This window comes from Fibrobacter sp. UWB1 (assembly GCF_002210325.1).
Classification (GTDB): Bacteria; Fibrobacterota; Fibrobacteria; order Fibrobacterales; family Fibrobacteraceae; genus Fibrobacter.
The window spans coordinates 56,594-78,229 of the sequence record NZ_MWQL01000017.1; the positions used below are offsets into that span (position 1 = coordinate 56,594).

A 21,636-nucleotide genomic window follows, 5' to 3' on the forward strand; every position below is an offset into this window, starting at 1 on the left:
AGGAGGGAGAGATTGATAAATTCGGATTTCGGAATTCGGAGTTGAAATTCGTTCTGACTTAGTCTTCTTCGCAGGTGGGGCAGAGCGATGCCGCCACGTAGTCCGGGGAGTCCCCGTTGCGGTAATAGGCATGCAGGCTGTCGTCGTCCAGGAGGTCGTCCAGGTTCCCGCCGCCGGCAGCGTCGAGTTCTTCCTTGACGCGGGCCTTGAATGCCATGAAGCCGGAGTGGATCATGTAGAATGACAATGCAGATGTTTTATGGAAAAGTTTCATAAGACCTCCGTCGCGTGTTACTTACATGTTGATAAGTTGTTAACCTCCTATACCAGTTATAGATAATTTTGGGTGACTAGGCAATACTAAAAATTCATGTAAGGTTTAAGAAACAATTCCGTATTTTTGGGGAATTTTGCGAAATTTTGGCACATTTGTCCAAAATGGCATTTACTAAGTTGTTGCCTGTCAACACGTTAGAATGCGCCTTCACACCTCGTTTGCGACCCCAGTCAAAGGCTTTCGACTATATTCCAACTTGGACTAAAAAGTAAGCAAATCGGGCCTTCTAAAACTGTCCAGACGGAGCCATTTTTTGTGGATAAATAGTGAATTCGTGATTTTTATCAATAGTTTATCAACAGGTTTGGGACGGTTCGCGGGTTGCCATATTTTCTAAATTTGCACCGATGCGATTTTTGAAGACGATTATTTTGGCCCTTTTTGCTTTGGCGAACCTTTGTATTGCCGACGAACCTCTTACGCTTTCGCTCCCCAAGGAGCAGGCCGAACTCTGGTCCAAGGCGACTTCGGCGACCATGGCCCTGCGCTATGGCGACGCCCTGGAAATTTCCAGGAAGTTGCGCGCACAGAACGAGGGCGCGGGCTGCGTGCTCGAAAACATCGTGCGCATCAGCATTTACGACGACAAGGGCGACACGGCCGCTTTGCAGAAGGCGGGCAAGTTCCTGGAAAACTGCAAGACCGCCGGCCTCTGGGATGCCTTGCGCCGTTTTGAGATGGGTTTCGTGCAGGGCGAGACGGGGCATTCGGTCAAAGGGGCAATGACCACGCGCTCTGCGGCTAAGGCATTCGAAGATTCCAAGGAACTCGAGGCTCGCGCCTTCTTTGCCATTTACGCCTATTACATAGACAAGAGCTTTAGCTGGGTTCCGTTCAAGTCGGACAACCGCGAACTTTACTTGGCCACTCTCGACTCTGCCTCGCAAAAGTCCGAACGATTCTGGCCGCTGTTCTTGACGCCGCTCATCTGGATGCATTACGACAAGGAAGACTTTGCGACAGGGCTTAAGCTTGCCGAACGCGGGCTCAAGCGGGCGCCGAATCACCCGGTCATGCTGCAGATCAAGGCCGACATGCTCTACCGCCTCAAAAAGTACGACGAGGCCGCGGGCATTTACGAGCGAAGCGCCGCCGACTACTTGAAGCGCACGGGCAAGAGCATTCGCTACTGGTGCTCGGCGCTGAACCTGATTCGCATTTACAGCGACAAGGGCGACAAGGCAAAGGCCGATACCTGGCGCAAGACCCTGGACGACCCGAAGTTCAAGGAACTCAAGGATTGGATGCCGGGCTCTTTGATGGATGACCTGAAGAAGAAAAAGCTTCTTTAGTTTTTGTATAGAAAATTTAACATCGAAAAATGGTATTAGGTACCCCAAAAAAAGCGTGTTAGTAAGAGGCACGCTTTTTATGGAGGTATTATGCCGCAACCGCTCCGCATAGGATTTTTCCTGGATGGCTTTACCCTGAAAAAGGTGAACGACTATTACCGCAACGTTCACCGGTTTCATTCGAGCCTGGACTTCAGGAGTCTAAGGCTCTGGGTCGAATCGCAGGCGATACGCTACTTCGAGGGCGGCAAGTACCGCGAGTTGCAAATGGAGTCGCACTATTACCACCCGTACCGCGACCCGCATGTGTTCGCGCGCGACCGCGAGGGCGTGTTCAGGCTGGAGCAGACCTTGATGGATGCCGGTTACAGCGTGCATTTTAATAACCCCGCGGAGAGCGGTTGCGTGGGCCCGAACATGTTGCTCATGGAAGACGCGCTGCTGTTTGCCATGTACAGGCGCCTTGATGCCGTGGTGCTTTTAAGCACTCAGGGCGAATACGCGCCGCTCCCCGACAGGTTGCGCCTGCTGGGAGTCCCGACTCTTGTGCTGGGATGGGAATTCATTTACCCGAAGGCGAAATACATGGTTCGCTGGAAAACGGATTCGTGCCTGAGGCGCACCTGCGCCCATTACGTGGCCATGGAAAAAATCCTGGATTCCAATCCGAACGGCGATGCGCCCTGCGGGTTTTTCTTCCAGCGCGAACACGCTTTTAGCAAAGGGCGTAATCCTCGACCGAAGGTGGCGGTGGGGCGCGATCCTCACGCGCCTCGCCGCCTTAATTAAAGCGAGCCTTAATTAATGCGATAGAGGCGAGCGGTCTCCGTGAACAACAAACGCCTCGTATTAACGAGGCGTGGTTGTGAGAGCGAGGCGATATCACATTTTTATGAATGCGATGGAGCCGAGCAGTCTTTAAAGCCGAGCGGTTTTATAGTTTATCCGCTTGTTTCTTTTCCCATTGAGAAAGGAAGTACCACGTCAGGCGAAGACCGAGGTAGTAGGTATCGCCGACGTTGTCGGTGCCGTTCGGGACTGCGCCGTACTGAATGGTAAAGCCTTCGACGTCGAGGTCGTTATAGCGGATGAATCGGTAACCGATGTAGCCGCCCAGAGCCAAACGACCGAGTTCGATGCGGAGTTCAAGTTCGGAGTTGACTGTAGTTGCGAACGTGCTGTAGAAACGGTCGCGGACGGTTTCCACGTGGTCTTCGTTGCCCTTTTCGAAATGGTCGAAGTGGGAGGCGAAGTGGAAGTTGATGAGGTTGAAACCGAAGCCGATTGCCGGAATCAGGTTGATCGGCGCATTTTCGCCGAAGAGCTTCCATGCGAACATCCAGTCGGCGCCGTAAGCGAACCATTCGACGTCGTAAAGCGGGAAATAATCGTCTGTGACGGCGTATGAACCTTCGGGCAGTGCGGTTGCGGGAATATCTGCGGTATACCAGTCGGCCTTGCGTTCAGACACCTGGGAGGGCATGAAGTTGAAGTCGATCCAGGTCATGAACTGCTTGTACTGGGCACCTACGTTTACGTGGAGTCCCAGGTACCAGTCATCGAACTTGTCGTATCTGAATGCGCCGTACGAAGTCGTTTGGACCGTATCGATATTGCCGGAGCTATCGGGGACGGCGTACTTGACGCGGTGACCGAAGTTCTGGAAGGCAGTGTTGTTCACGTAGCGCTGGAATTCCTTGCGCATGCCGCGGTAGTCGGCGCCAATGGAGATGAACCCACGGACGTGGTCCTTTTCGTAAAACCCTTCTTCTTCTTCGGCGAACGAGCCGGTTGCGAGGGTGAGCAAGCTGAGAGCGACAATGCTCAAAAAAGAGGCTATCTTTGTTTTCATAAAAGATTCCATTGCTAATATCTAGGCTATAAAATACATTATGTTTAGGAAAATTGCATCGGAAATTTTCATAAGATGTTAAAAATCAACGATTTACGTGCTTTTTTAGGAGCTAGGATGTTGAATTTTTGTGGAAAAATGGTCATGGGCGCCGCCTTCGGGCTTTTTATGGCTTTTTCGGCCTTCGGGCTGTCGGGCTGCAAAAGCGAGGCCGGAGGCGACGTGAAAACGGCCGACTGCGGCGAACTTCCGGCGCTGGAATATAGCGAAAACCTTAAAATGGGCAAGCTTTGCGGCGAGGATTATGCCGAAATCCGCTCGATCGTGGGGCGCGATACCTTGATCAAGCGATTCAAGCTGGGCGCGCCACTCAAGCGCGTGGTGGCGCTTTCGTCGTCGCAGGTGGGCTACATGCTGCGCCTCGGGCTGCGCGACCGCATTGTGGCGGTAGGCGAGGGGCGCTACCTGGTCGATAGCCTGTTGTATGCGCGCGTCCAAAAAGGCGAGGTGGCCGAGGTCGGAAACGGGCCTACGCTTTCGCTTGAAAAGTTGATGGCGACAAAGCCCGACTTGGTGTTCGACTTTGCGACTGGCGGCGGCATGGACGACTACGAGCGCATTGGCGCCATCGGGCTTTCGCTGATGCTTACGTCGGAATGGCAGGAACGCACCCCGCTTGCAAAGGCCGAATGGATCAAGCTGTTCGGGCGCCTGTTCGGCGTAGAGGCTCTTGCCGATTCGATTTTTGAACAAAGTAAGAACGCTTATTTACAGGCTGTAGACGGGGGTGTTGCGGGGGTGTCCCCCGCTAGAGGGGGTAGCGAGCAACAACGTGCGAACGAGGGGGAAACTTCCCCCCATAAATCCGCTCAAGATGATACAATTCCACATTCCACATCCCACATTCCACACACACCTTGCCCCCGCGTGCTTGTAGGCATGAGCTACGGCGGCGTGTGGCATGCGCCGGGCGGCAAGAGCTTTACCGCACAACTTATCAAAGACGCCGGAGGCTGCTACCTGTGGGCCGCGGACACCAATCAGGATCTGCAGTTCAGCCTCGAAGAAATCTTGCAGGTGGCAGACAGCGCCGACGTGTGGGTGAATCCGGGAATGTTCGCGACCGTAGAGGACTTGCTGATGGCCGAACCCCGCGTAAAGTACATCAGGGCGTTCAAGGAAAAACGCGTGTACCAGAATGACGGCATCAAGGGTGCCGGCGGCGGGAACGATTTCTTCGAGTCGGCTGTCGCATACCCTGCCGAAATTCTTACGAATTTGCGTCTGTGTATACAAAACTCTACAAATGGGGCAGATTCTACCCGAAAGGGTTTTGACTGGTACCATAATATTTTTATCTTTTAGAACATGAAGACTCATACTGGTATTGGTGACTGGATTGCAGCCAATTATGAACTTGGGACACCTTTTTTGCAGCAGGTGCCCAGGGACTGTGCAGACTATTTGCTCTTGAATGCGCAGATCCGCGAGTACGAGCCGGGGGAAATCATTATCAACGGTGGTTCGGTCGGGGATTCGTTCTGCGTGTTGCAGAGTGGCAGAGCTTTTATTTGTGGCGAACTTTTGGCCGATGGCCATTACAATACGCTTGCCCAGCTCGAAATGGGCGCCTGCTTTGGCGAAATGTCCATCATTTGTAACGAACCCACGAGCAATACGGTGGTTGCTGGCGAAGAAGGTGCCACGGTGCTTCACATTCCAAGCGACGAGTTCGTGAAGTTCCTGGACAAGAACCCGAATATCATGGTGTACCTTTACAAGGTGGTCGCCGACCGCCTGCGTGCAAAGAACAAGGCCTTCGACGAATTCGAAAGGCTTTCGCTCCTTGCTTCTGCGAAGGTGCTCCCCTTTATCGATTTTGCGCAAACTTTGGAAAAGAGCCGCGTGACGGGAACGGTCATGTTCGAATGCAGTGGCGAAAAGGGCTTTATCGCATTCCAGGATGGTCGAATCTGCTGTGCCAAGTGCGGCAAACTGGCAGGCCCAGACGCTCTCGAAAAAATGCTCTCCTGGGGCGACGAGACGTTGTTCAAGCTCGATACGCACCTGATGCCTGACATCGTGAACATCAACCAGATGTCCGACACCACGAGCCTGATTCTGGATGCGCTCAGAAATATTGATGAAAAACAAAATGCCCACTAAGGGCTAACACGTGCCCAAGACTTGGGCAAAAGGATAAAAGATGAATTACGCAGACGCAGGAGTGTCCTTGGCACGTGCCGACGAAGCAATGGTCGGTGTCAAGAAATCCGTACGTACTACATTCAACCAGGGCGTTTTGGGCGACGTGGGTAACTTCGGTGGCCTATTCACGCTGAACCACCTCGGCATGAAGGATCCCGTGCTCGTGAGCTCCGTGGACGGCGTGGGCACCAAGCTCAAGGTCGACATCGAAATGGGTACGCACGAACTTCCGGGCCAGGACATTGTGAACCACTGCTGCGACGACATTCTGGTGCAGGGCGCACGTCCGCTGTTCTTCCTGGACTACGTGGCTACCGGCCGCCTGGAACCGGGCGTGATGGACAAGCTCGTTGCCGGTATGGCCAAGGCCTGCCGCGAAAACGACCTCGTGCTGATTGGTGGCGAAACTGCTGAAATGCCGGGCTTCTACGGTCCGGGTGACTACGATATTTCCGGCACCATCGTTGGCGTGGTGGAACGCGAAAACATTATCGATGGCAAGAAGATCAAGCCGGGTACCATTATCCTCGGCCTGCCTTCTACCGGTTTGCATACAAACGGTTATTCCTTGGCCCGCAAGGTGCTCTTTGACGTGGCCGGCTACAAGGTCGACACCATGGTCGACGGCATGGACAAGTCCATCGGTGAAGCTCTCGCCGTGCCGCACCGCAGCTACTACCCGAGCCTCATCGATCTCTGCAACAAGAAGATCATTCAGGGCCTCGCCCACATCACCGGTTCTGGCTACCAGGGCAACATTCCGCGCATTCTGCCGGACGATGTCGACGTGATTATCGACCGCACCACGTGGGATCCTCCGATGATCTTCAAGCTCATCCAGCAGGCTGGCTCCGTGGAAAAGGACGAAATGTACAATACCTTCAACATGGGTATGGGCATGCTCATCTTCATCGATCCGGCTGACAAGGCCGAAGTCACCGCTCACCTCGAAGCCAAGGGCGAAAAGTGGGTGCAGATCGGCGAAGTCGTGAAAGGCACCAAGCAGGTGAAGTTCAGGGACTAATGACAAATGTGTGGTGTGTAATGTGTGATGGTTAATTCCACATACCACATTTCACATTAAAAGGCCTCCACGTTCCGTGGGGCCTTTTGTGTACATTTAGGGAACATATAATGATTTAGTAACTTGATTTTGCTTTGAAAATCGGACAACAGAATTTATTTTTAGAATTGAAAAACAATAAGAGGATGTATGAAACGTAAACTGATGAAGTCGATGATTGCGGCCGGTGCGGTCGCCATGATTTGTGCTTGCGGCGACGATTCCGCTTCGAGCAATCCTGCAACTCCGATTGCCGATAACGCCTGCGCAAAGGCTGTCGTAATGGCGGACGCGTGGCTCTTGAACAACTGGGTCATTTATGCCGACGGTAACGTGACCGATCTGGCCGGTGCCGCAGTGGGCTACTATGCCGACGGAATCGTCATGGATTTGGCAGGCGCTCCCCTTGCACAGAATGTCAATCTCGCTGACCTTACCGCCTGTGCTGCAAATGCCAGCATCAATCCTGATACCGGTTTACCTGTAAAGCTCAGCTCTTCGTCTGAGGCAAGCAATCCGGGCGACCCGACCAATCCGGCTTCTAGCGCCGGCGCCAATCCGGGTGATCCGACGAATCCGGCTTCTTCGGCAGGCGCTAATCCGGGTGACCCGACGAATCCGACCTCTAGCGCAGGCGGCACGGACCCGACCGACCCGACTTCGAGCGCGGGCATCGAACCTACCGTAAGCAGCAGCTCCGTGAATACGAATCCGGAACTGGGCCCCGACGGGTTCCCGACTCTGGAATCTTACGGTGCACCTCCTGCAGCTTATACCAAAGAAATTCGCGATAACGGAAAGACCGGTTGGAATAGCCGCTATTGGGATGGCTGCAAGCCCCACTGTTCTTGGCTCAGCAGCGTTGATACCACGAGCGAAGAAACATTCCAGGCTGGCCGTACCGTTGCACGTAACTGCAATGTTCACGACGTAGAGGTTCCTGCCTATACCCTGGGACACGCTGTTCAGCAATACTGGATGGGTTATGAAGGGACCAATAGCGCTTGCGACAAAAAGGACGCTACGGGTACATTCTCTTGCACGGACATGGCGCCTATTGCTGTGAACGACACTCTTTCGTATGCTTATGTTGCCGGTTCCGGAGCTCAGTATAAGTTCGGTTGTGGCAAGTGTTATCACTTGCAGTATAATGGCGGCAAGAACGATGGCGATGTCAAGAAAACACACAAGGCTCTGAATGGCAAGCATATTGTGGTTATGGTATCCAATATCGGTTACGATGTGGAAGTTGGCCAGTTTGACTTGTTGATTCCTGGTGGTGGCGTGGGCGCCTTCGATGCCCTTTCGACCCAGTTGGGCTTGACAGACGCTTCGGTACTTGGTGCCAATGGTGGTGGCATCGGAAGAGTCTGCTTTGAACAGGTTGGCTGGGACGGCGAAGTCGCCGATTTCCAGAAGTGCATCATTGACGGCTGCGAAAAGGCTTTTTCAAAGTGGCCGAACTTGCTGCGCGGCTGTAAGTGGTATGCCGAATGGTACATGGCTGCCGACAACCCGACTTACAACTGGGAAGAGGTGGAATGCCCGCAGTACTTGATTGATCACTACATGACAACCATCAACACGACCAAGGACAACCGTTTCCGTTGGCGTGATGACTGGTCTGACTACAAGAAGGGTGATGCTCTTGAAACGCAGGAATGCCTGACGGACGAATATCCGCAGGGTTGCGCCCCGTAAGAGGTTTTATGAATCGTAAGTTATTCAAGAGTGTAATTGCTGCAGGTGCGGTCGCCATGATTTGCGCTTGCGGTGACGATACAAAAACGATTACTGCTAACGACGCATCTAATAACGAGCTTTCTTCGTCGAGTGTAGGTTCGCAAAATCCGGTATTGTCTTCAAGTAGCGTCAATGCTCAGAATCCGGCATCTTCTGATTCCGAGATTCGCGTAAACAACCCTTGCAATAAGGTTGCGCTTACCTCTACCGCTTGGTTGCTTGATGTTGCCGGTGAAAGTTGGGGTATCTATGCCGATGGCCGCGTGACAGATGCTGCGGGAAATTCGATTGGAACTTTTGCGGAAGGGACGATTGTAAATGCTCTAGGTCAGGTGGTGATGGAGAATGTAGATCTCACCGTTCTGCCTATTTGCGAGGCGAATGCCACTGTGGATCCTAAAACGGGAGATGTGACGCTCTTGAGTTCGGCTTCTGCTGACCCGACCTCTAGCGCGGACGCCGGGATTATTGAAAGCAGCGGCTCCGTGAATACGGATCCGGAACTGGGCCCCGACGGATTCCCGACTCTGGAATCTTACGGTGCGCCTCCGGCCGAATACACCAAGGACATTAGCGCTACGGCAAAGCGCGGCTGGAATACCCGCTACTGGGACGCCTGCAAACCGCATTGCTCTTGGCTTAAGGAAAGCTCTAACGATACAACTCGTGCAGATACGTCTTCCAACGAGGCGTTCCTTGCCGACTTTGGCACTGCACGTAACTGCAACATCCACGATGTCGAAGTCCCTACCTTTACCTTGGGTGACGTCAGTAAGGCTTGGTTCGGTTACAACGGGACCAGAAGCGCTTGCGGCGACGAAAAGGAAAAGGGCGTGTTCACCTGCACCGACATGGCTCCGATCCAGGTGACAGAGAACCTGTCTTATGGTTACGTTGCGGGCACAGCCAACAGCAAGTGCGGCAAGTGCTATCACTTGCAGTACGACGGTCACTTCGCGAACGAGATGGAAAACAACCCGCCCAGGGAAACTCACAAGGCTCTCAAGGGCAAGCACATGATCGTGATGGCCTCTAACATCGGTATGGATGTGGCTGGCGGCAATCCTAATCTTCCGGCAGGACAGTTTGACTTGATGGTGCCGGGCGGTGGCGTGGGCGCCTTTGACGCTCTTACAACTCAGGTGAAAAAAGGCAGCGACTTTAACTGGGGTGCAGGCTTTGGCGGATTCTTGACCGAATGCCAGAACCAGCTCGGCTACGACGCTACTCTCGTTGAATACCAGACTTGTATCAAGGGTATGTGCGATGCGGCCTTCGGCGATGCCGGCCTCCCGAACTTGTTGCGCGGTTGCCACTGGTTTGCCGACTGGTACATGGCCGCAGACAATCCGACCTACTACATCGAAGAAGTGGAATGCCCGCAGTACTTGATTGACCACTACATGAGCCGATACAACACCTCTCTAGAAAACAACTTCAAGAAGGTGACGGACTGGTCCACTTTCAAGGAAGGCGACGTGCTCGATACGCTCCACTGCTGGAAGGCGGGCGAAGCTCCTCCGGAAAACGGCTGGCAGAATCCGAGCGCCGGCTGCGATGTGGAATAAGCCGGAAACAACGTGATTTGAATAGTCCTGCGATAATTTCGCGGGACTTTTTTTACTTTACACAAGATTGTTAATTTGTTAGATTTGGGTGCGAGGAGACATTTTATGAAAATGTTATTGGCTGCAACGGCTCTGTTGCTTTTGGCTGGGTGTTCTTTCCTGGATCAGGGATTTACGACTGCGCCCGATAAGGCGGTATCGCTTGAAGATATTCAAGGGTGCTATTACTATGAAGGAATGGGTGATAGAGACTTTTTGTGCGCAGAGATGTGTGTAGACAGTGTCTTGCATTTTCATACCCGTCTTTATTCGAAAGAGGATGTGAATTTAGAGTCTCCCTATAATGATTCTATTTACGTATGGGATATTGAAGCCCAGCGCCCGGAAGCGGATGGGACGATGAACGTAAATTTCCGTATGAATGGTCCCCACAATGCGGTGATGAATTATTTAGGTGGTGCTGAAGAACAATTGTATGTTTATGGCCAAATGCCTTATTATTGGCGTGAAGCCATTTATTCAAAGCAGAAGGGGGCAAGATGCGTGTACTAATTCTTTGCCTGTTCCTTGTTGCGACATATGCGAATGCCTTTTTTGCTTACGGTAATTTGGGTGATTCCAGACTGCAGTGCAAAAATAACGTATACCGCCCGGCCGGTATTGTGGGCTATACCCTTGGAGTAGGTGTTTTTGACGAACCGGAAAATATTGTTGACTACAAGATGTCCTTTGGACTCACGCGAGCAGGGTATTCATACGATGATGGTGACGAGAGTGTGTCGCTGTACATGCTTGACATCAATTTGCTCTCCTGGTCTGTCAAGATCCATAATGTCTATGTTGAAGCGTTTGGCGGTTTTTCGTATTTGTTGACCTATTCGAATTTTTCGGATTACATGGAGGAAAAGGTTGGCGAAAAATTTATTGACCAGGAACGCATATATCCGAAATACGGATATCGTTTGGGTTATTACGTAATGGACAATTTGCTTGTTAGTGTGACGGCGAACTACAACGTGGTTCATTGGCGTTACGGCAAGACTCGCAGCTGGGCCGGTAATAATAACGAATCCCTGTTTATCGGCGGTTTCGGTCTTTCTGTCCAGTACAATATTTTCTAGTGTATGAATAACCTGCTTAAAGCGATTGCCCTTGCGTTTTTGATTCCTTGCGCGTTATTTGCGCAGGTGTTGCCTGACACGTTAAAAAGCGAACTTCAAGATAGTACCGAGGTTGACGCTGTTAATGGATATGATGTCAATGGCAATACTTGTTTTAAAAAAGATCCGATGCTTTGCCACAAGATGTTGTATCGTGAAGTGGGGCTTTTGAAGTGGGAATATAAGCTGGATTATGAAAAGGTTGATGTGGATAAGCTTTATCTATATTTAAAGGCGAACCCAGAATCGCGTGGAAATTATTGGGCTTCTCGTGTAACGTGGTTTTTGGGGGTAGGGAGTCTTTTGTATACAGCTGTTGCGTGTCCCCTTTTTCTTGCCACGGGGTCTAAAGCTATTGGGATTTCTTGGGGTGTATCGCTTGCTGCAGGATTGGCTCTGGGTATCGCATCGGTGACGGAATTGCATATTGCAATTGATGATTATTGATAATTTTGCTTGTGCAAAAGTTTCTTATAGTAAAAACATCGTTGCTGGTTTAGAAACCAAGATAGAGATGGTTTGCTCGAAGTATCAGAATTCCAAGAATTTCTCGGATAAGGTTTTTGATTTTTAAGTCAAAGAGGACCGACGAAGTCCTTTTCGCGGATAATTCTCCCCGAAATTTTGTATCTTGTAGGGCATGAATAAGAAGATCCTCGCTATAAGTCTTGTTGCATGTTCCCTTGTGTTTGCCGGGGAGCATTGGAACGTAGATGCCGGCGGGGTATCGATGAAGTACCTCTCGATGCATGCTTCGGCTAGGACTGCCGGCCTTTCGGGGGCGGGCGTTGCCGATGCGGCGAATGCTTCTGAAATTTCGCGTAACCCGCTGGCTATGTCCGCAGTTCAAGAGGCCGAGGCGGGCATTAACCATATTATTTTCCCGGAAATGACGGCCGATGACTTTACGACGGCGTATTTGGCGCTCCCGTTCGAGTTCTGGAAATTCCCGCTCACGGCGTCGGCTGGATTTGAATTCCTGGGTTACGACGGCATCGAGGGCCGCGACGAAGAGGGTTTCAAGACGTCGGAATACGGTGCCTACGCCTGGTCGCTCTCGGCGGGCCTCGGTAACCGCAGCAAGGTTTTTAACTGGGCAACGTCGGCGCGTTTGAGTGTGCAGACGATTGATGACGAATCGGCGATTGCGTTCCTTGGCGATGTTGGTGGCGCCTACCATGTGAATGAATACTTTGCCTTTGGCGCGACCCTTACGAACTTTGGCTACATGAGCGACTACGACGGCGAAGATGAAACTGCCCCGATGGCATTGCAGGCAGGCATTACGGGCATTTTGCCGATTGCAAAGTTCTTTGACTTGCAGAGCAATTGGAACTTGCACATGTCTGCCGACGCTTACCGCCGCGCCGATATGCAGGACCCTGAATGGCGATTCGGGGGCGAACTGACTTACGCTGAAATGCTCGCATTCCGTATGGGTTACGCGGTGCGCCCCGACACCGAAGACGGTATCAGTGCGGGCCTTGGCGTTGCCATCGGTATGGCGCATTTCGATTACGCCTACAGCCCCAAAAAAGCGTTTGACGGCGGCTACCACTACATGACGCTTGGCATTCGATTCTAGCTTAACTGGAATGTTTTCTGATTTGATAATTGAGGCAGCCGCGGCTGATGCCTAGTTTTTGCGCGGTGACACTTTTGTTGCCGCTGTTTTTGGAAAGTTCTGAACAAATTAAGTTCCATTCGGGTGTTTCGGCAATGCGCCTGGATTTTGCCTGGTATAGAGTGCAAGTGTCCGCGACTGTGGCGGGCTCGCTGAATTCGTCGGTAAGCACGTTGCCCAAGGTAATGTCGTAGGGCTTTAAAAGCGAATAGCGCTGCAGTACGTTCTTGAGCTGGCGTACGTTGCCGGGCCATTTGCGCTTGGAAAGCAGTGCGATTTCGCTTGCATTAAGCGGGTTGTGATCGGCGATTTCTTTCCAGATTTCTTGGGCGATTGTATTGAAGTCTTCGCGTTCTCGCAGGGGCGGGATTTTCACGGGGAATACGTTCAGTCTAAAGTAAAGGTCTTCGCGGAAGCGCCCTGCGTGCACCTCGGCGCGCAAGTTGCGGTTGGTGGCACAAATCAGGCGAAAGTCTACAGGCTGGGGGTCGCAGCTGCCGAGTGGCATTACGGCGCGCTCCTGCAAAATACGCAGCAGCTTGCACTGAATTTCGAACGGCATCTCGCCGATTTCATCCAAGAAAAGCGTGCCGTGGTCCGCCGAGCGCACTACTCCCAGGCGCTCGTCGACGGCTCCGGTGAAAGCCCCCTTGCGGTGGCCTTCTAGAATGCTTTCGGTGAGTCCCTTGGCAATCGCCCCGCAATTGAGGGCGATAAAGGGCCCGCCCGCCCGCTTGCTGTGAGCGTGGACAAAGCGGGCGGCGACTTCTTTGCCGCTGCCCGATTCCCCAAGCAGTAGCACCGAGATGTCGGAGCTTGCCGCAATGCGTAACATGGATTCGTGTCTGTTCATAAAGCCTCTATACTATACACGCTTTTTTAGAGGCTCTGAATACCAAAAGTGCGAATAATTTACATTCGCGCCTAATTTTTTACAAAACTAGTCGAGATTCATTTTAAGGAAGCATTCCGAGAAACTGTCGTTGCCCGTATCCCTATAAAGAGTTGCAGATTCGATTTCATTTCCTTCAGAATCCCGCATCGTCTCGCCTCTCTTGTTCTTCAAGACATTTGTCACAAGGAATTCGGATTTTTCGCCATGGCATAAATCCTTGTCGACGAGTTTTTCTGAATAGTTCAGTTTGCAGGTCGTGGAGCCGTCCGAAAGTTCTATTTGGATTTCGCTGACTGTTTTGAAAAAGAATCCGTCGTAAATGGGCGTTTCGGTTGCGTTTTTGATGTCAATTGAGAACGTCTTGCCTTTCATTTCGAAGACTTGGCTGGTCTTTTCATTTTTTTTGATATTGACCTTGTTTTCTTCAATGGCACGTTGTACGCTAGAAGAATCTTTTTCGAATATGGTTTTTGCAGTAGTTAAGAGGTTTCCTTCGTTGATTGCGTCATAAAGTTTTGCCATAAAAAAGGAGTTCATGAAATCGGGATTTTCATCATTTTCTTGACTTAGGTCGAGAATGGTCGTTTGAGATAACTTTCCGTCAGAGAATGTGAGTGAGAATGAGGGCTGTGACCAGGTTCCTTCGAATTTTCCTGATTTCCCGCCTATGAAAACTTCTTCAATTGGCAATTTTTTGCCGTTTCGGAAGGCGGATAGCGCTAGGGAATCTCCTCGGAATTCATACTTGAGCGTATCGGGACCGTTTAGGGGTAGGCGCTCCCATACGAAATCTTCTCCAACGGCTACGCATTCGGATCTGTACGTGCTGTCGGGAATCATGATCAAGAGATTCTCTGATTCGTCGACTTGATATCGCCCTGTTTTTGTGTCGGTTTCTGTTGGCTGTGTCTGGCTATCGTTCGATGCGTTTGATGAGGAATCGTCACCGCAGGCAACAATAAAGAATACCGATGCCGCGGCGGCAATCAGCGTTTTTTTCATGATATGTTCTCCTTTAAGAGCTGCTTAGTTTGTCTGTACCGCTAAATTACTTAATCACTTTTGACGAAAAAGTAAAAGGTTTGTCCAAATTTCGCCTGGTTTCGTGACATTTTTTTGACAAACCTTGCCGTGTCTTGTCGTTTTTTCTATTATTGCCCCCGCAACGGTAAAACACCGTCGCAGACATAGACACAAAGGCGACCGCAAGGGCGCCGTAAACCAAAAGTGGCTGGCCAGATGGGTAGGCTTGGGCACGACGACCGTGAGGAAAGCGGTTGCGCTCGAAGCCGAGAGGTTTGGTGGCCCGAAAGGAAAAAATGAGTCAAAGAATCGTATGTAAGTTCGGCGGCAGCTCTGTCGCCGATGCAGGCCAGTTCAAGAAGATCAAGGCCATCGTTGAATCCGACAAGAACCGCAAGGTCATCGTCGTTTCCGCCCCCGGCAAGCGCAATCCTAAGGAAACAAAGCTTACCGACCTCCTCTACAGCACCTACGACCTCGCCTCCAAGGGCCTCGACTTTTCGACCCCGTGGAACCTGATCCGTCAGCGCTATGACGAAATCTGCAAGGACCTCGGTCTCGAAGACAAACTGACCGAAGATCTCGACAGCCTCGAAGACAAGCTCAAGAACCACCCCGAATCCGTCAGCACCGACTTCCTCGTGAGCCGTGGCGAATTCCTGTGCGCACGCCTCATGGCCAAGTACCTGGGTGCAAACTTCGTCGACACCTTCCCGCTGATCACCTTCGACGACAAGTACCGCATTACGCCGAAGACCTACGAAGACATCGCGAAGACCTTGTCTGACGAGAACCAGCTTTACGTGCTGCCGGGCTTTTACGGCAGCAACCTCCGTGGCGAAGTCAAGACCTTCAGCCGTGGCGGCTCCGACATCACGGGCGCAATACTCGCTAACGGCATCGATGCCGCCAAGTACGAAAACTGGACCGACGTTTCGGGCATGCTTATGGCAGACCCGCGCATCGTCGAAAATCCGCTGCCCATCGAATATGTGAGCTACCGCGAAATCCGCGAACTCGCCTACTCCGGCGCCAGCGTGCTTCACGACGAATCTATCGCCCCGTGCCGCGCGAAGAAGATTCCTATCAACATCCGCAACACGAACCGCCCCGAAGATGCTGGTACCATCATCGGCCCCACTCCGGAAGAAGCAAAGCTCCCGATTACGGGTGTCGCCGGCCGTAAGGGCTTCTCGATGATCTACATTGAAAAGTCCATGATGAACAAGGAAGTCGGTTTTGGCCGCCGCGTGCTCGCCGTGCTCGAAAGCGAAGGCCTCTCTTACGAACTGTGCCCGAGCGCCATCGACTCCATGAGCATCGTGGTGGATAGCAAGGCTCTCGACGCCGTGCAGGACGTGGTTCTCGAAGACATCACGCAGCAGATGCGCCCCGACCGTATCAAGGTGTTCCCGGGTATCTCGCTCATCGCTACCGTGGGTCATGGCATGACGAACAAGATCGGTGTGGCTGCAAAGCTCTTCACCGCTCTCGCCGAGAACAAGGTGAACGTCCGCATCATCGACCAGGGTTCTTCGCAGATCAACATCATCACCGGTGTTGACGAAGCCGACACCGAGAAGGCCATCAAGGCCATCTACGGCGCGTTCGTGAAATAACCTGCACTGTCATCCTGGAGGCCCAACGGGCCGATAGGATCCAAGAACATTACCGCCCCCGACCTAACAGTCGGGGGTATTTTTTATCTGTTTTCCAACTTTGTAGGCGAAAAATCTATATATAGAGTGTTTTTAGGAGTTTTATGCGTTTTATTATTTTGTTGTCTTTGTTTTCCCTGGTGGCCTTGATGGTTGCCTGTTCGGAATCGTTTACCGACCCGCGCGACGGACAAAGCTACGACATTGTGCAAATCGGTATGCAAACCTGGATGGCCGAGAACTTGAATTATGAGGCTGAAGGGAGCGCATGCCCCGAAGGCGACGACCGAAAATGCTCCAAGTACGGACGGCTCTACACATGGGAGGTTGCGCAGAAAGTTTGTCCCGAAGGTTGGCGTCTGCCTAACCGTGCGGACTTTGAACAACTTATCGCAAGCGCTGGCGGCATGGATTTTGCAGGTGAAAAACTTAAGTCCACCAGCGGCTGGTTCAAGAAAGGGAACGGCTCGGACGATTACGGCTTTAATGCATTGCCCGCTGGCTACAGGCAGGGCAATGGCAGGTTCGATGGTATCGGCGGCTATGCGCACATCTGGAGCGCTGTCGAAACGCCCGATGGCCTCGCTTACTACATGCTATTGGATTTTAGCATCAAGGCCGCTAAGCTCAGCGCCTTCGGCAAAGACGAAGCGCGGTCTGTTAGGTGCGTGAAGTAAACTTTATACGCGCGACTCTAAGCCGTTTAAATCTATCTTATACGTTCCCAAAACAATCTTTTCGTTGCTCAAGAACATGAGCATGTAAATCGGGCAATATAAAATGCTGTCTTTCGCACGGATGTTGTCATTGCAAAACACCACTGCCTGCTTAATTGCGTAGTTGGTCGTCTCCATAACATTCTTTAGGGCATTGTGTCGCTTGTAATCCTTGCCTGACTTGATTTCTATAGGGAGTACATTCCCGTTCTGTTCAATGACAAAATCCAGTTCGCCCTGCTTCTTGCTGTTGAAATAATAAAGATCAAAGCCGTGCGCCCTGAGTTCGGTCGCGGCGACATTTTCATAAACAGAGCCGAAATTGATATCGGGGTCGCCGTTCAAAATTTTCAGCTGGATTCCGTTTGCATATTGGCAGGTGAGCAATCCGACATCGTTCAGGAACAACTTGAATAGGTTCCGCGAACGCGAAAGCAACAGGGGTATTTTGGGTTCATCTACATTATAAACAGGGATCGCCACGCCCGCTTCTTTTAACCAGATAAAGGAATTTTCGTAATGCGAGAACTTGAGATTCTCGTTCAGTTTTTTCAGGATAAATCTCTTGTTCTGGTTGTTCAGTTCCGGCGGAATCAAGTCGAAGATTTCGTTCAGATACAACTTGTTCTTGGGGTCGTATTTGGCAATATCCTTCTTGTATAACTCAATAATGCTTTGCTGAATTTCTACGACATTCTGGATGTTGTTTGATTCCAGATACTCCGCGACTGCGGCGGGCATTCCGCCGATAACCATATACAGGCGAAAGATTGCCATCATTTTTTCATGGACAAGCGCATCAACTTCGGTTTTATTTGCGAAAGCAGAGTGGATAGATTTCAGGACTTCCGGCTGCACGCCTACCGCATTCGCAAATTCCTCCAGGTCTAGAGGGAACATTTCCTTGATGCTTAAAAATCCGACCGGCAGGGAACGGATATCTTTGAGTTCCACTCCAAGAAGTGAACCGCTCATGATGTAACGGTAAGAGCCTTCCTCGACAAGGAACTTGATCGCCGTTACCGCATTCGGACATTCCTGAATTTCGTCTAGGAAAATCAGGGTTTCGTTTTTGACCAGCTTCGTTTTGGTGTATGCCGATAGACGGAGCAAAATGTCAGAAGTGTCGGTTCCGTCAAAAATGGCCTTAGCGGCCGGTGATTCCAGGAAATTAATTTCAACAAAATGCTTGAAATGTTTTTTCCCGAATTCGCGAATCGAGCTGGTCTTGCCGATTTGCCTTGCACCTGTAACAAGCAAGGCCTTCTTGTACTTGGCGTAGAAATCGACTAAATAGTTGTCTATTTTGCGTTGAATCATAGGCTTTCCCGTTTATCCAACCTTAAAATAACTAATTTTTGCCGCTTTTCCAACTTTATTTAGTGCGTTTTTGTCCGTTTTTCCAACTTTTTGGTGTCAAGGCCGCCAAGCTAAGCGCCTTCGGCAAAGACGAAGCAAGATCTGTCAGGTGTGTGAAGTAAAATCTATGAGGGGATTATGATAGATTTTTTCCTAAAAGCTTGACGGGCTGGATTTTTGTTTGTATATTCTGAATATCCAAAAAACAGTCATAATGATTAGTCGCTCCTGTGTTGGGCGCTGGGCTTGGAGCTGTTTTGCGTAAAAGTCCAATAGTCATTCGGAAATAGTGGTTTGTTTTTGGGCGCTCGTCGAGCGAATGGCCTTGAAACGTATGGTAACATGCTTTTAAGGAGCAAAACGATGGGCGCCATATAAAACGAATCGCTGTTGAACGGCACCATGTGGTGTTACCTGATGGCGCGAGGATTTCTCGTGAGCGGGGTTCGAATAGAACCGCCGCTCTTTTTTATATGCTATTGTTGTATAAAAAGATTATATTGCCGTTATGGCATTGCAAGATTACAATAATTTCCTTGAAAACAGTTTAGCTATAGATTCTCGTTATCCGACGCTAGAAGAATTTCTTTTGGCTCTTGGACATTGTATCCCCGAAAAGCCTTCCGAGGAAGAAAAAAAGCGCATTACAGATAGTCAGTTGGGCCGAGTAGTCATTTCAAAAAAAGATATCGTTAATTACCTATCTTCTATGAAATTGCGTTATGATTTAGTGATGATGTTGTATATCAATGTTATTAAGCAATCTAGAACAAACATAATGAGTAAAAATAGTTATTTACATGTTATGTTGTTTACATTATTTGTAAGGCGCTTTAATCTCAAAGAATACTTTAACAAAGATAAAAGTCCTCTAGAAGGTTATTCAAGAACAACAGGTTTTAAAGATTTTTTAAAAGAACTTGTTGGAGAAAAGAATGGGTTTTATTATAACGTTGAAATGCCGGAAGGGGATAATTCAGAGTATTTAGATAACTTATACGACTGGCTAGATGGAGGCGTTCCGACAATTGGGGCTCTAGAACGTTTTCTACAACATGTGGCACTTGTCGAAAATTCGCCCATAAAAGCGAATCGCAATAAGATTCTTGTATTGTGGTTTTTCCAATCCATGTCAAAAAAATATCCCCATGATGAGAAGCAATTTGCCTCTAAAGAATATCTAGACCAAAGAGAAAAAAATGATGACGAGTTGGAAGATATAGACAATTTGGTTATCGGTCCCAAAATGCCGTATTCGCTTGCGGATAATACAGAACGGATTGAAAAGGCCAAAGAAAAGTATTCATTTGATGAATATCCATTTATTGCACAAATAGAAATTAAACATTTTATTTATCAACGTCGATATAAAGATGCTTTAGTGGTGAGTAGAGCTATTACTCCATTATTTTTATTTCTCGGAATGCATGAAAAATGGGGTTGGTATTCCTTGATTTTAAGTCTAGTTGCATTTAATTACGTAGAAATTGAAAAGGATAAAAATGAGAAGAAGTCTTTAAAGGGCCTATTTAAACGGTTGTATAACATAGGTGGTATTTTTGATATTGATGGTAATATTCTTGAATTAGATAAAAAAGAAAACGAAGAAATAGCTGTTCAAAAGTATTATCGGAAATTCAAGGAATGGAGAGATTTACAGTACTTCTATGAGAAACAAAAAGAAGAAACCTATCCTTTCCCGGCCCCGGATTATAAAAAAGTAAATAAAAAAAAGGTGACATTCGGCGATGTGGTTAATTGTCCCCAGTTGATTTTTTATACGCAACTTAATGAACCTGACATTGTGTGTAATTTATTGAAAAAAGGGGCTAAAATTGATGCTTCTACGCCAAGTAACGAATCCGCTTTGTACTGGAATCTAATCAATCTTGATTTGACGGCTCATCTTAATTTTGGTCGGACTACGATGTGCCCGCCCGAATCAAATTTGTTAGTCGATAATAAAAGGTTAAACGATTACGTGTATGCAAGAAAAGAAGCTTATTTCAATGTATTAAAGGGCGATAATCTTGACGAAGATCTAGAAAACGGATACAAAATTTTTGTTGAAAGTGTAGAAGAACAACATAAAGATGCTTATAAAATTTTTAAAGCGTTGTTGCCGCACTATCAAGAGCCAAAAGGGAACTTGCCTCTTTCAACATTCCATCGGCCAACTTTATATCGTCGAACCATTTTGAACGTAGCTGTATGTACTGGGGATATAAATATCATATCTTCAGTAATTGATTTGTACAAAAAATATTGTGGGGAAAAGAACATTGACGAATGGGTAAATGTAATTGCTGAAGTTCAACCAAGAACACCCGTTTTTTGGGTTTCGCGATTATATCATTATATCCAACAAACTGCCACTTTGAAGAAAGTACTAATAAATTGTCCAATAGTTGATTTTACACAATTGTCTGGATGTGATCCGCGATTGATTGCAAAAAGTTGGAACGCTGCGTCTCCGTATAATACTAATAATTATAGCGAAAATTTTGCCCTTGTCCAAGAGGATTTAGCCAGTCCTGCTAAGACTATTAAACGGAATTTACAACAATATTGGGAACATCGTTATATCCAGGAAAAATTGCCTGAAAATAAATTATTGGCTATTTTGAGGCTTCTTTTGGATTGTCACGCAAATCCCTTAGTGATGATTGATGGAACTACCATAAATTGTCCTAAGGAATTTAATGCCTTGTACCATGCAATAGCCAATGGGTGGCTAGAAGGGGTAAAGATGATGGTGGAGTGCGTGAAGAGTAAAGGAAAATTTGATGTCGATCCATATCTGAAGTACGCTGTGTTGCAATCTTCCCAAACTGTCAAACCTGTAGTAGATTACTTGCTGACAATTAAATAATTCCTGTATTTTATAATTTTGAGGAAAAATGGCGAATTTTTACAAAATTCGCCATTTTTTTGTGCTCTAAAAAAATCGCGAACTTTCTACCGGTGCTATCCGGATTCGATTTAATGATTTTTGGAACGCACTCAGGCGTCATCATCGCCTAAAATACAACCATTAACTAGGAGAAATTCTCATGAATTATAGCAAGACGATAGTTATTAACGGTAACGTATATTTTCTTTCGCAAATTCCTCTAAGGGGGTAAAAAAATAGGATGT

The 21,636-nt window shown here is 49.1% G+C and carries 19 protein-coding genes; 14 read left to right on the top strand and 5 right to left on the bottom strand.

The features are described 5' to 3' along the window. Window positions 1-58 precede the first annotated feature (58 nt). Entirely contained in the window at window positions 59-274 is a 216-nt protein-coding gene (locus B7988_RS12120) for a hypothetical protein (RefSeq protein WP_073323447.1), read from the bottom strand. 410 nt (window positions 275-684) lie between these two features. On the opposite strand from B7988_RS12120, the gene B7988_RS12125 reads away from it, so the two are divergent. Then, window positions 685-1,629, top strand: coding sequence for a hypothetical protein (locus B7988_RS12125; protein WP_249268990.1), 945 nt, complete (start codon window positions 685-687; stop codon window positions 1,627-1,629). Window positions 1,630-1,719: 90 nt separating this feature from the next. After that, on the top strand, window positions 1,720-2,418 hold the full coding sequence (locus B7988_RS12130; protein ID WP_073323445.1) for an NYN domain-containing protein: 699 nt from the start codon (window positions 1,720-1,722) through the stop codon (window positions 2,416-2,418). A gap of 145 nt (window positions 2,419-2,563) precedes the next feature. On the opposite strand, the gene B7988_RS12135 is transcribed toward B7988_RS12130, so the two are convergent. Next, window positions 2,564-3,481: a hypothetical protein gene (locus B7988_RS12135; protein WP_073323461.1), complete on the bottom strand. Its 918-nt coding sequence runs from the start codon at window positions 3,479-3,481 to the stop codon at window positions 2,564-2,566. Between the two features lie 117 nt (window positions 3,482-3,598). Between B7988_RS12135 and B7988_RS12140 the strand changes: the two genes are divergently transcribed. The 9 genes from B7988_RS12140 to B7988_RS12180 all read left to right on the top strand — a co-directional run bounded on the left by B7988_RS12140 (window position 3,599) and on the right by B7988_RS12180 (window position 12,808). Next, entirely contained in the window at window positions 3,599-4,846 is a 1,248-nt protein-coding gene (locus tag B7988_RS12140; RefSeq protein ID WP_170930652.1) for an ABC transporter substrate-binding protein, read from the top strand. A 3-nt stretch (window positions 4,847-4,849) separates the two neighbouring features. Then, window positions 4,850-5,647: a cyclic nucleotide-binding domain-containing protein gene (locus B7988_RS12145; RefSeq protein ID WP_073323441.1), complete on the top strand. Its 798-nt coding sequence runs from the start codon at window positions 4,850-4,852 to the stop codon at window positions 5,645-5,647. A gap of 40 nt (window positions 5,648-5,687) precedes the next feature. Further along, the gene (gene purM / locus B7988_RS12150) at window positions 5,688-6,713 is read left to right on the top strand and encodes a phosphoribosylformylglycinamidine cyclo-ligase (RefSeq protein WP_088658119.1); all 1,026 of its coding nucleotides are present in this window, start codon (window positions 5,688-5,690) and stop codon (window positions 6,711-6,713) included. Between the two features lie 189 nt (window positions 6,714-6,902). Next, window positions 6,903-8,453, top strand: coding sequence for a glycosyl hydrolase family 5 (locus tag B7988_RS12155; protein ID WP_088658120.1), 1,551 nt, complete (start codon window positions 6,903-6,905; stop codon window positions 8,451-8,453). Window positions 8,454-8,461: 8 nt separating this feature from the next. Beyond that, the gene (locus tag B7988_RS12160) at window positions 8,462-10,063 is read left to right on the top strand and encodes a glycosyl hydrolase family 5 (RefSeq protein WP_249268991.1); all 1,602 of its coding nucleotides are present in this window, start codon (window positions 8,462-8,464) and stop codon (window positions 10,061-10,063) included. Between the two features lie 105 nt (window positions 10,064-10,168). Further along, window positions 10,169-10,615, top strand: coding sequence for a hypothetical protein (locus B7988_RS12165; RefSeq protein ID WP_141225663.1), 447 nt, complete (start codon window positions 10,169-10,171; stop codon window positions 10,613-10,615). After that, window positions 10,603-11,184, top strand: a complete 582-nt coding sequence (locus B7988_RS12170; RefSeq protein WP_088658122.1) for a hypothetical protein — start codon at window positions 10,603-10,605, stop codon at window positions 11,182-11,184. The genes B7988_RS12165 and B7988_RS12170 overlap by 13 nt, the downstream gene beginning before the upstream one ends. 3 nt (window positions 11,185-11,187) lie before the next feature. Then, a complete protein-coding gene (locus B7988_RS12175) occupies window positions 11,188-11,670 on the top strand; it encodes a hypothetical protein (RefSeq protein ID WP_088658123.1) in 483 nt (160 codons plus the stop codon). A gap of 193 nt (window positions 11,671-11,863) precedes the next feature. Continuing rightward, complete coding sequence (locus tag B7988_RS12180; RefSeq protein ID WP_088658124.1) at window positions 11,864-12,808, top strand: PorV/PorQ family protein; 945 nt, start codon at window positions 11,864-11,866, stop codon at window positions 12,806-12,808. A 1-nt stretch (window position 12,809) separates the two neighbouring features. Here B7988_RS12180 and B7988_RS12185 read toward each other — a convergent pair whose 3' ends face one another. After that, window positions 12,810-13,700 carry a sigma-54 dependent transcriptional regulator gene (locus B7988_RS12185; protein WP_088658125.1) on the bottom strand — a complete coding sequence of 297 codons (891 nt, stop codon included), beginning with the start codon at window positions 13,698-13,700 and terminating at the stop codon, window positions 12,810-12,812. Between the two features lie 87 nt (window positions 13,701-13,787). Continuing rightward, window positions 13,788-14,744 (bottom strand): hypothetical protein, encoded by a 957-nt coding sequence (locus tag B7988_RS14930; RefSeq protein WP_141225664.1) that lies wholly within the window; start codon window positions 14,742-14,744, stop codon window positions 13,788-13,790. Window positions 14,745-15,061: 317 nt separating this feature from the next. Between B7988_RS14930 and B7988_RS12195 the strand changes: the two genes are divergently transcribed. Further along, window positions 15,062-16,384 carry an aspartate kinase gene (locus B7988_RS12195; protein ID WP_088658132.1) on the top strand — a complete coding sequence of 441 codons (1,323 nt, stop codon included), beginning with the start codon at window positions 15,062-15,064 and terminating at the stop codon, window positions 16,382-16,384. 143 nt (window positions 16,385-16,527) lie between these two features. Further along, window positions 16,528-17,100: a fibrobacter succinogenes major paralogous domain-containing protein gene (locus B7988_RS12200; RefSeq protein WP_088658126.1), complete on the top strand. Its 573-nt coding sequence runs from the start codon at window positions 16,528-16,530 to the stop codon at window positions 17,098-17,100. Window positions 17,101-17,103: 3 nt separating this feature from the next. Here the strand turns inward: B7988_RS12200 and B7988_RS12205 are convergent, their stop codons facing one another. Beyond that, the gene (locus B7988_RS12205) at window positions 17,104-18,459 is read right to left on the bottom strand and encodes an ATP-binding protein (RefSeq protein ID WP_088658127.1); all 1,356 of its coding nucleotides are present in this window, start codon (window positions 18,457-18,459) and stop codon (window positions 17,104-17,106) included. A 547-nt stretch (window positions 18,460-19,006) separates the two neighbouring features. Here B7988_RS12205 and B7988_RS12210 point away from each other — a divergent pair. Continuing rightward, window positions 19,007-21,370, top strand: coding sequence for a hypothetical protein (locus tag B7988_RS12210; protein WP_088658128.1), 2,364 nt, complete (start codon window positions 19,007-19,009; stop codon window positions 21,368-21,370). Window positions 21,371-21,636: the final 266 nt, after the last annotated feature.

Bases quoted from the DNA above. Each gene is read 5' to 3' on its own strand.
- B7988_RS12170 (WP_088658122.1), top strand. From the start codon at position 10,603: ATGCGTGTACTAATTCTTTGCCTGTTCCTTGTTGCGACATATGCGAAT.
- B7988_RS12135 (WP_073323461.1), bottom strand. From the start codon at position 3,481: ATGAAAACAAAGATAGCCTCTTTTTTGAGCATTGTCGCTCTCAGCTTG.
- B7988_RS12210 (WP_088658128.1), top strand. From the start codon at position 19,007: ATGGCATTGCAAGATTACAATAATTTCCTTGAAAACAGTTTAGCTATA.
- B7988_RS12195 (WP_088658132.1), top strand. From the start codon at position 15,062: ATGAGTCAAAGAATCGTATGTAAGTTCGGCGGCAGCTCTGTCGCCGAT.
- B7988_RS12160 (WP_249268991.1), top strand. From the start codon at position 8,462: ATGAATCGTAAGTTATTCAAGAGTGTAATTGCTGCAGGTGCGGTCGCC.
- B7988_RS12205 (WP_088658127.1), bottom strand. From the start codon at position 18,459: ATGATTCAACGCAAAATAGACAACTATTTAGTCGATTTCTACGCCAAG.
- B7988_RS12180 (WP_088658124.1), top strand. From the start codon at position 11,864: ATGAATAAGAAGATCCTCGCTATAAGTCTTGTTGCATGTTCCCTTGTG.
- B7988_RS12125 (WP_249268990.1), top strand. From the start codon at position 685: ATGCGATTTTTGAAGACGATTATTTTGGCCCTTTTTGCTTTGGCGAAC.
- B7988_RS12165 (WP_141225663.1), top strand. From the start codon at position 10,169: ATGAAAATGTTATTGGCTGCAACGGCTCTGTTGCTTTTGGCTGGGTGT.
- B7988_RS12175 (WP_088658123.1), top strand. From the start codon at position 11,188: ATGAATAACCTGCTTAAAGCGATTGCCCTTGCGTTTTTGATTCCTTGC.
- B7988_RS12140 (WP_170930652.1), top strand. From the start codon at position 3,599: ATGTTGAATTTTTGTGGAAAAATGGTCATGGGCGCCGCCTTCGGGCTT.
- B7988_RS12120 (WP_073323447.1), bottom strand. From the start codon at position 274: ATGAAACTTTTCCATAAAACATCTGCATTGTCATTCTACATGATCCAC.
- B7988_RS12185 (WP_088658125.1), bottom strand. From the start codon at position 13,700: ATGAACAGACACGAATCCATGTTACGCATTGCGGCAAGCTCCGACATC.
- B7988_RS14930 (WP_141225664.1), bottom strand. From the start codon at position 14,744: ATGAAAAAAACGCTGATTGCCGCCGCGGCATCGGTATTCTTTATTGTT.
- B7988_RS12130 (WP_073323445.1), top strand. From the start codon at position 1,720: ATGCCGCAACCGCTCCGCATAGGATTTTTCCTGGATGGCTTTACCCTG.
- B7988_RS12155 (WP_088658120.1), top strand. From the start codon at position 6,903: ATGAAACGTAAACTGATGAAGTCGATGATTGCGGCCGGTGCGGTCGCC.
- B7988_RS12200 (WP_088658126.1), top strand. From the start codon at position 16,528: ATGCGTTTTATTATTTTGTTGTCTTTGTTTTCCCTGGTGGCCTTGATG.
- purM (WP_088658119.1), top strand. From the start codon at position 5,688: ATGAATTACGCAGACGCAGGAGTGTCCTTGGCACGTGCCGACGAAGCA.
- B7988_RS12145 (WP_073323441.1), top strand. From the start codon at position 4,850: ATGAAGACTCATACTGGTATTGGTGACTGGATTGCAGCCAATTATGAA.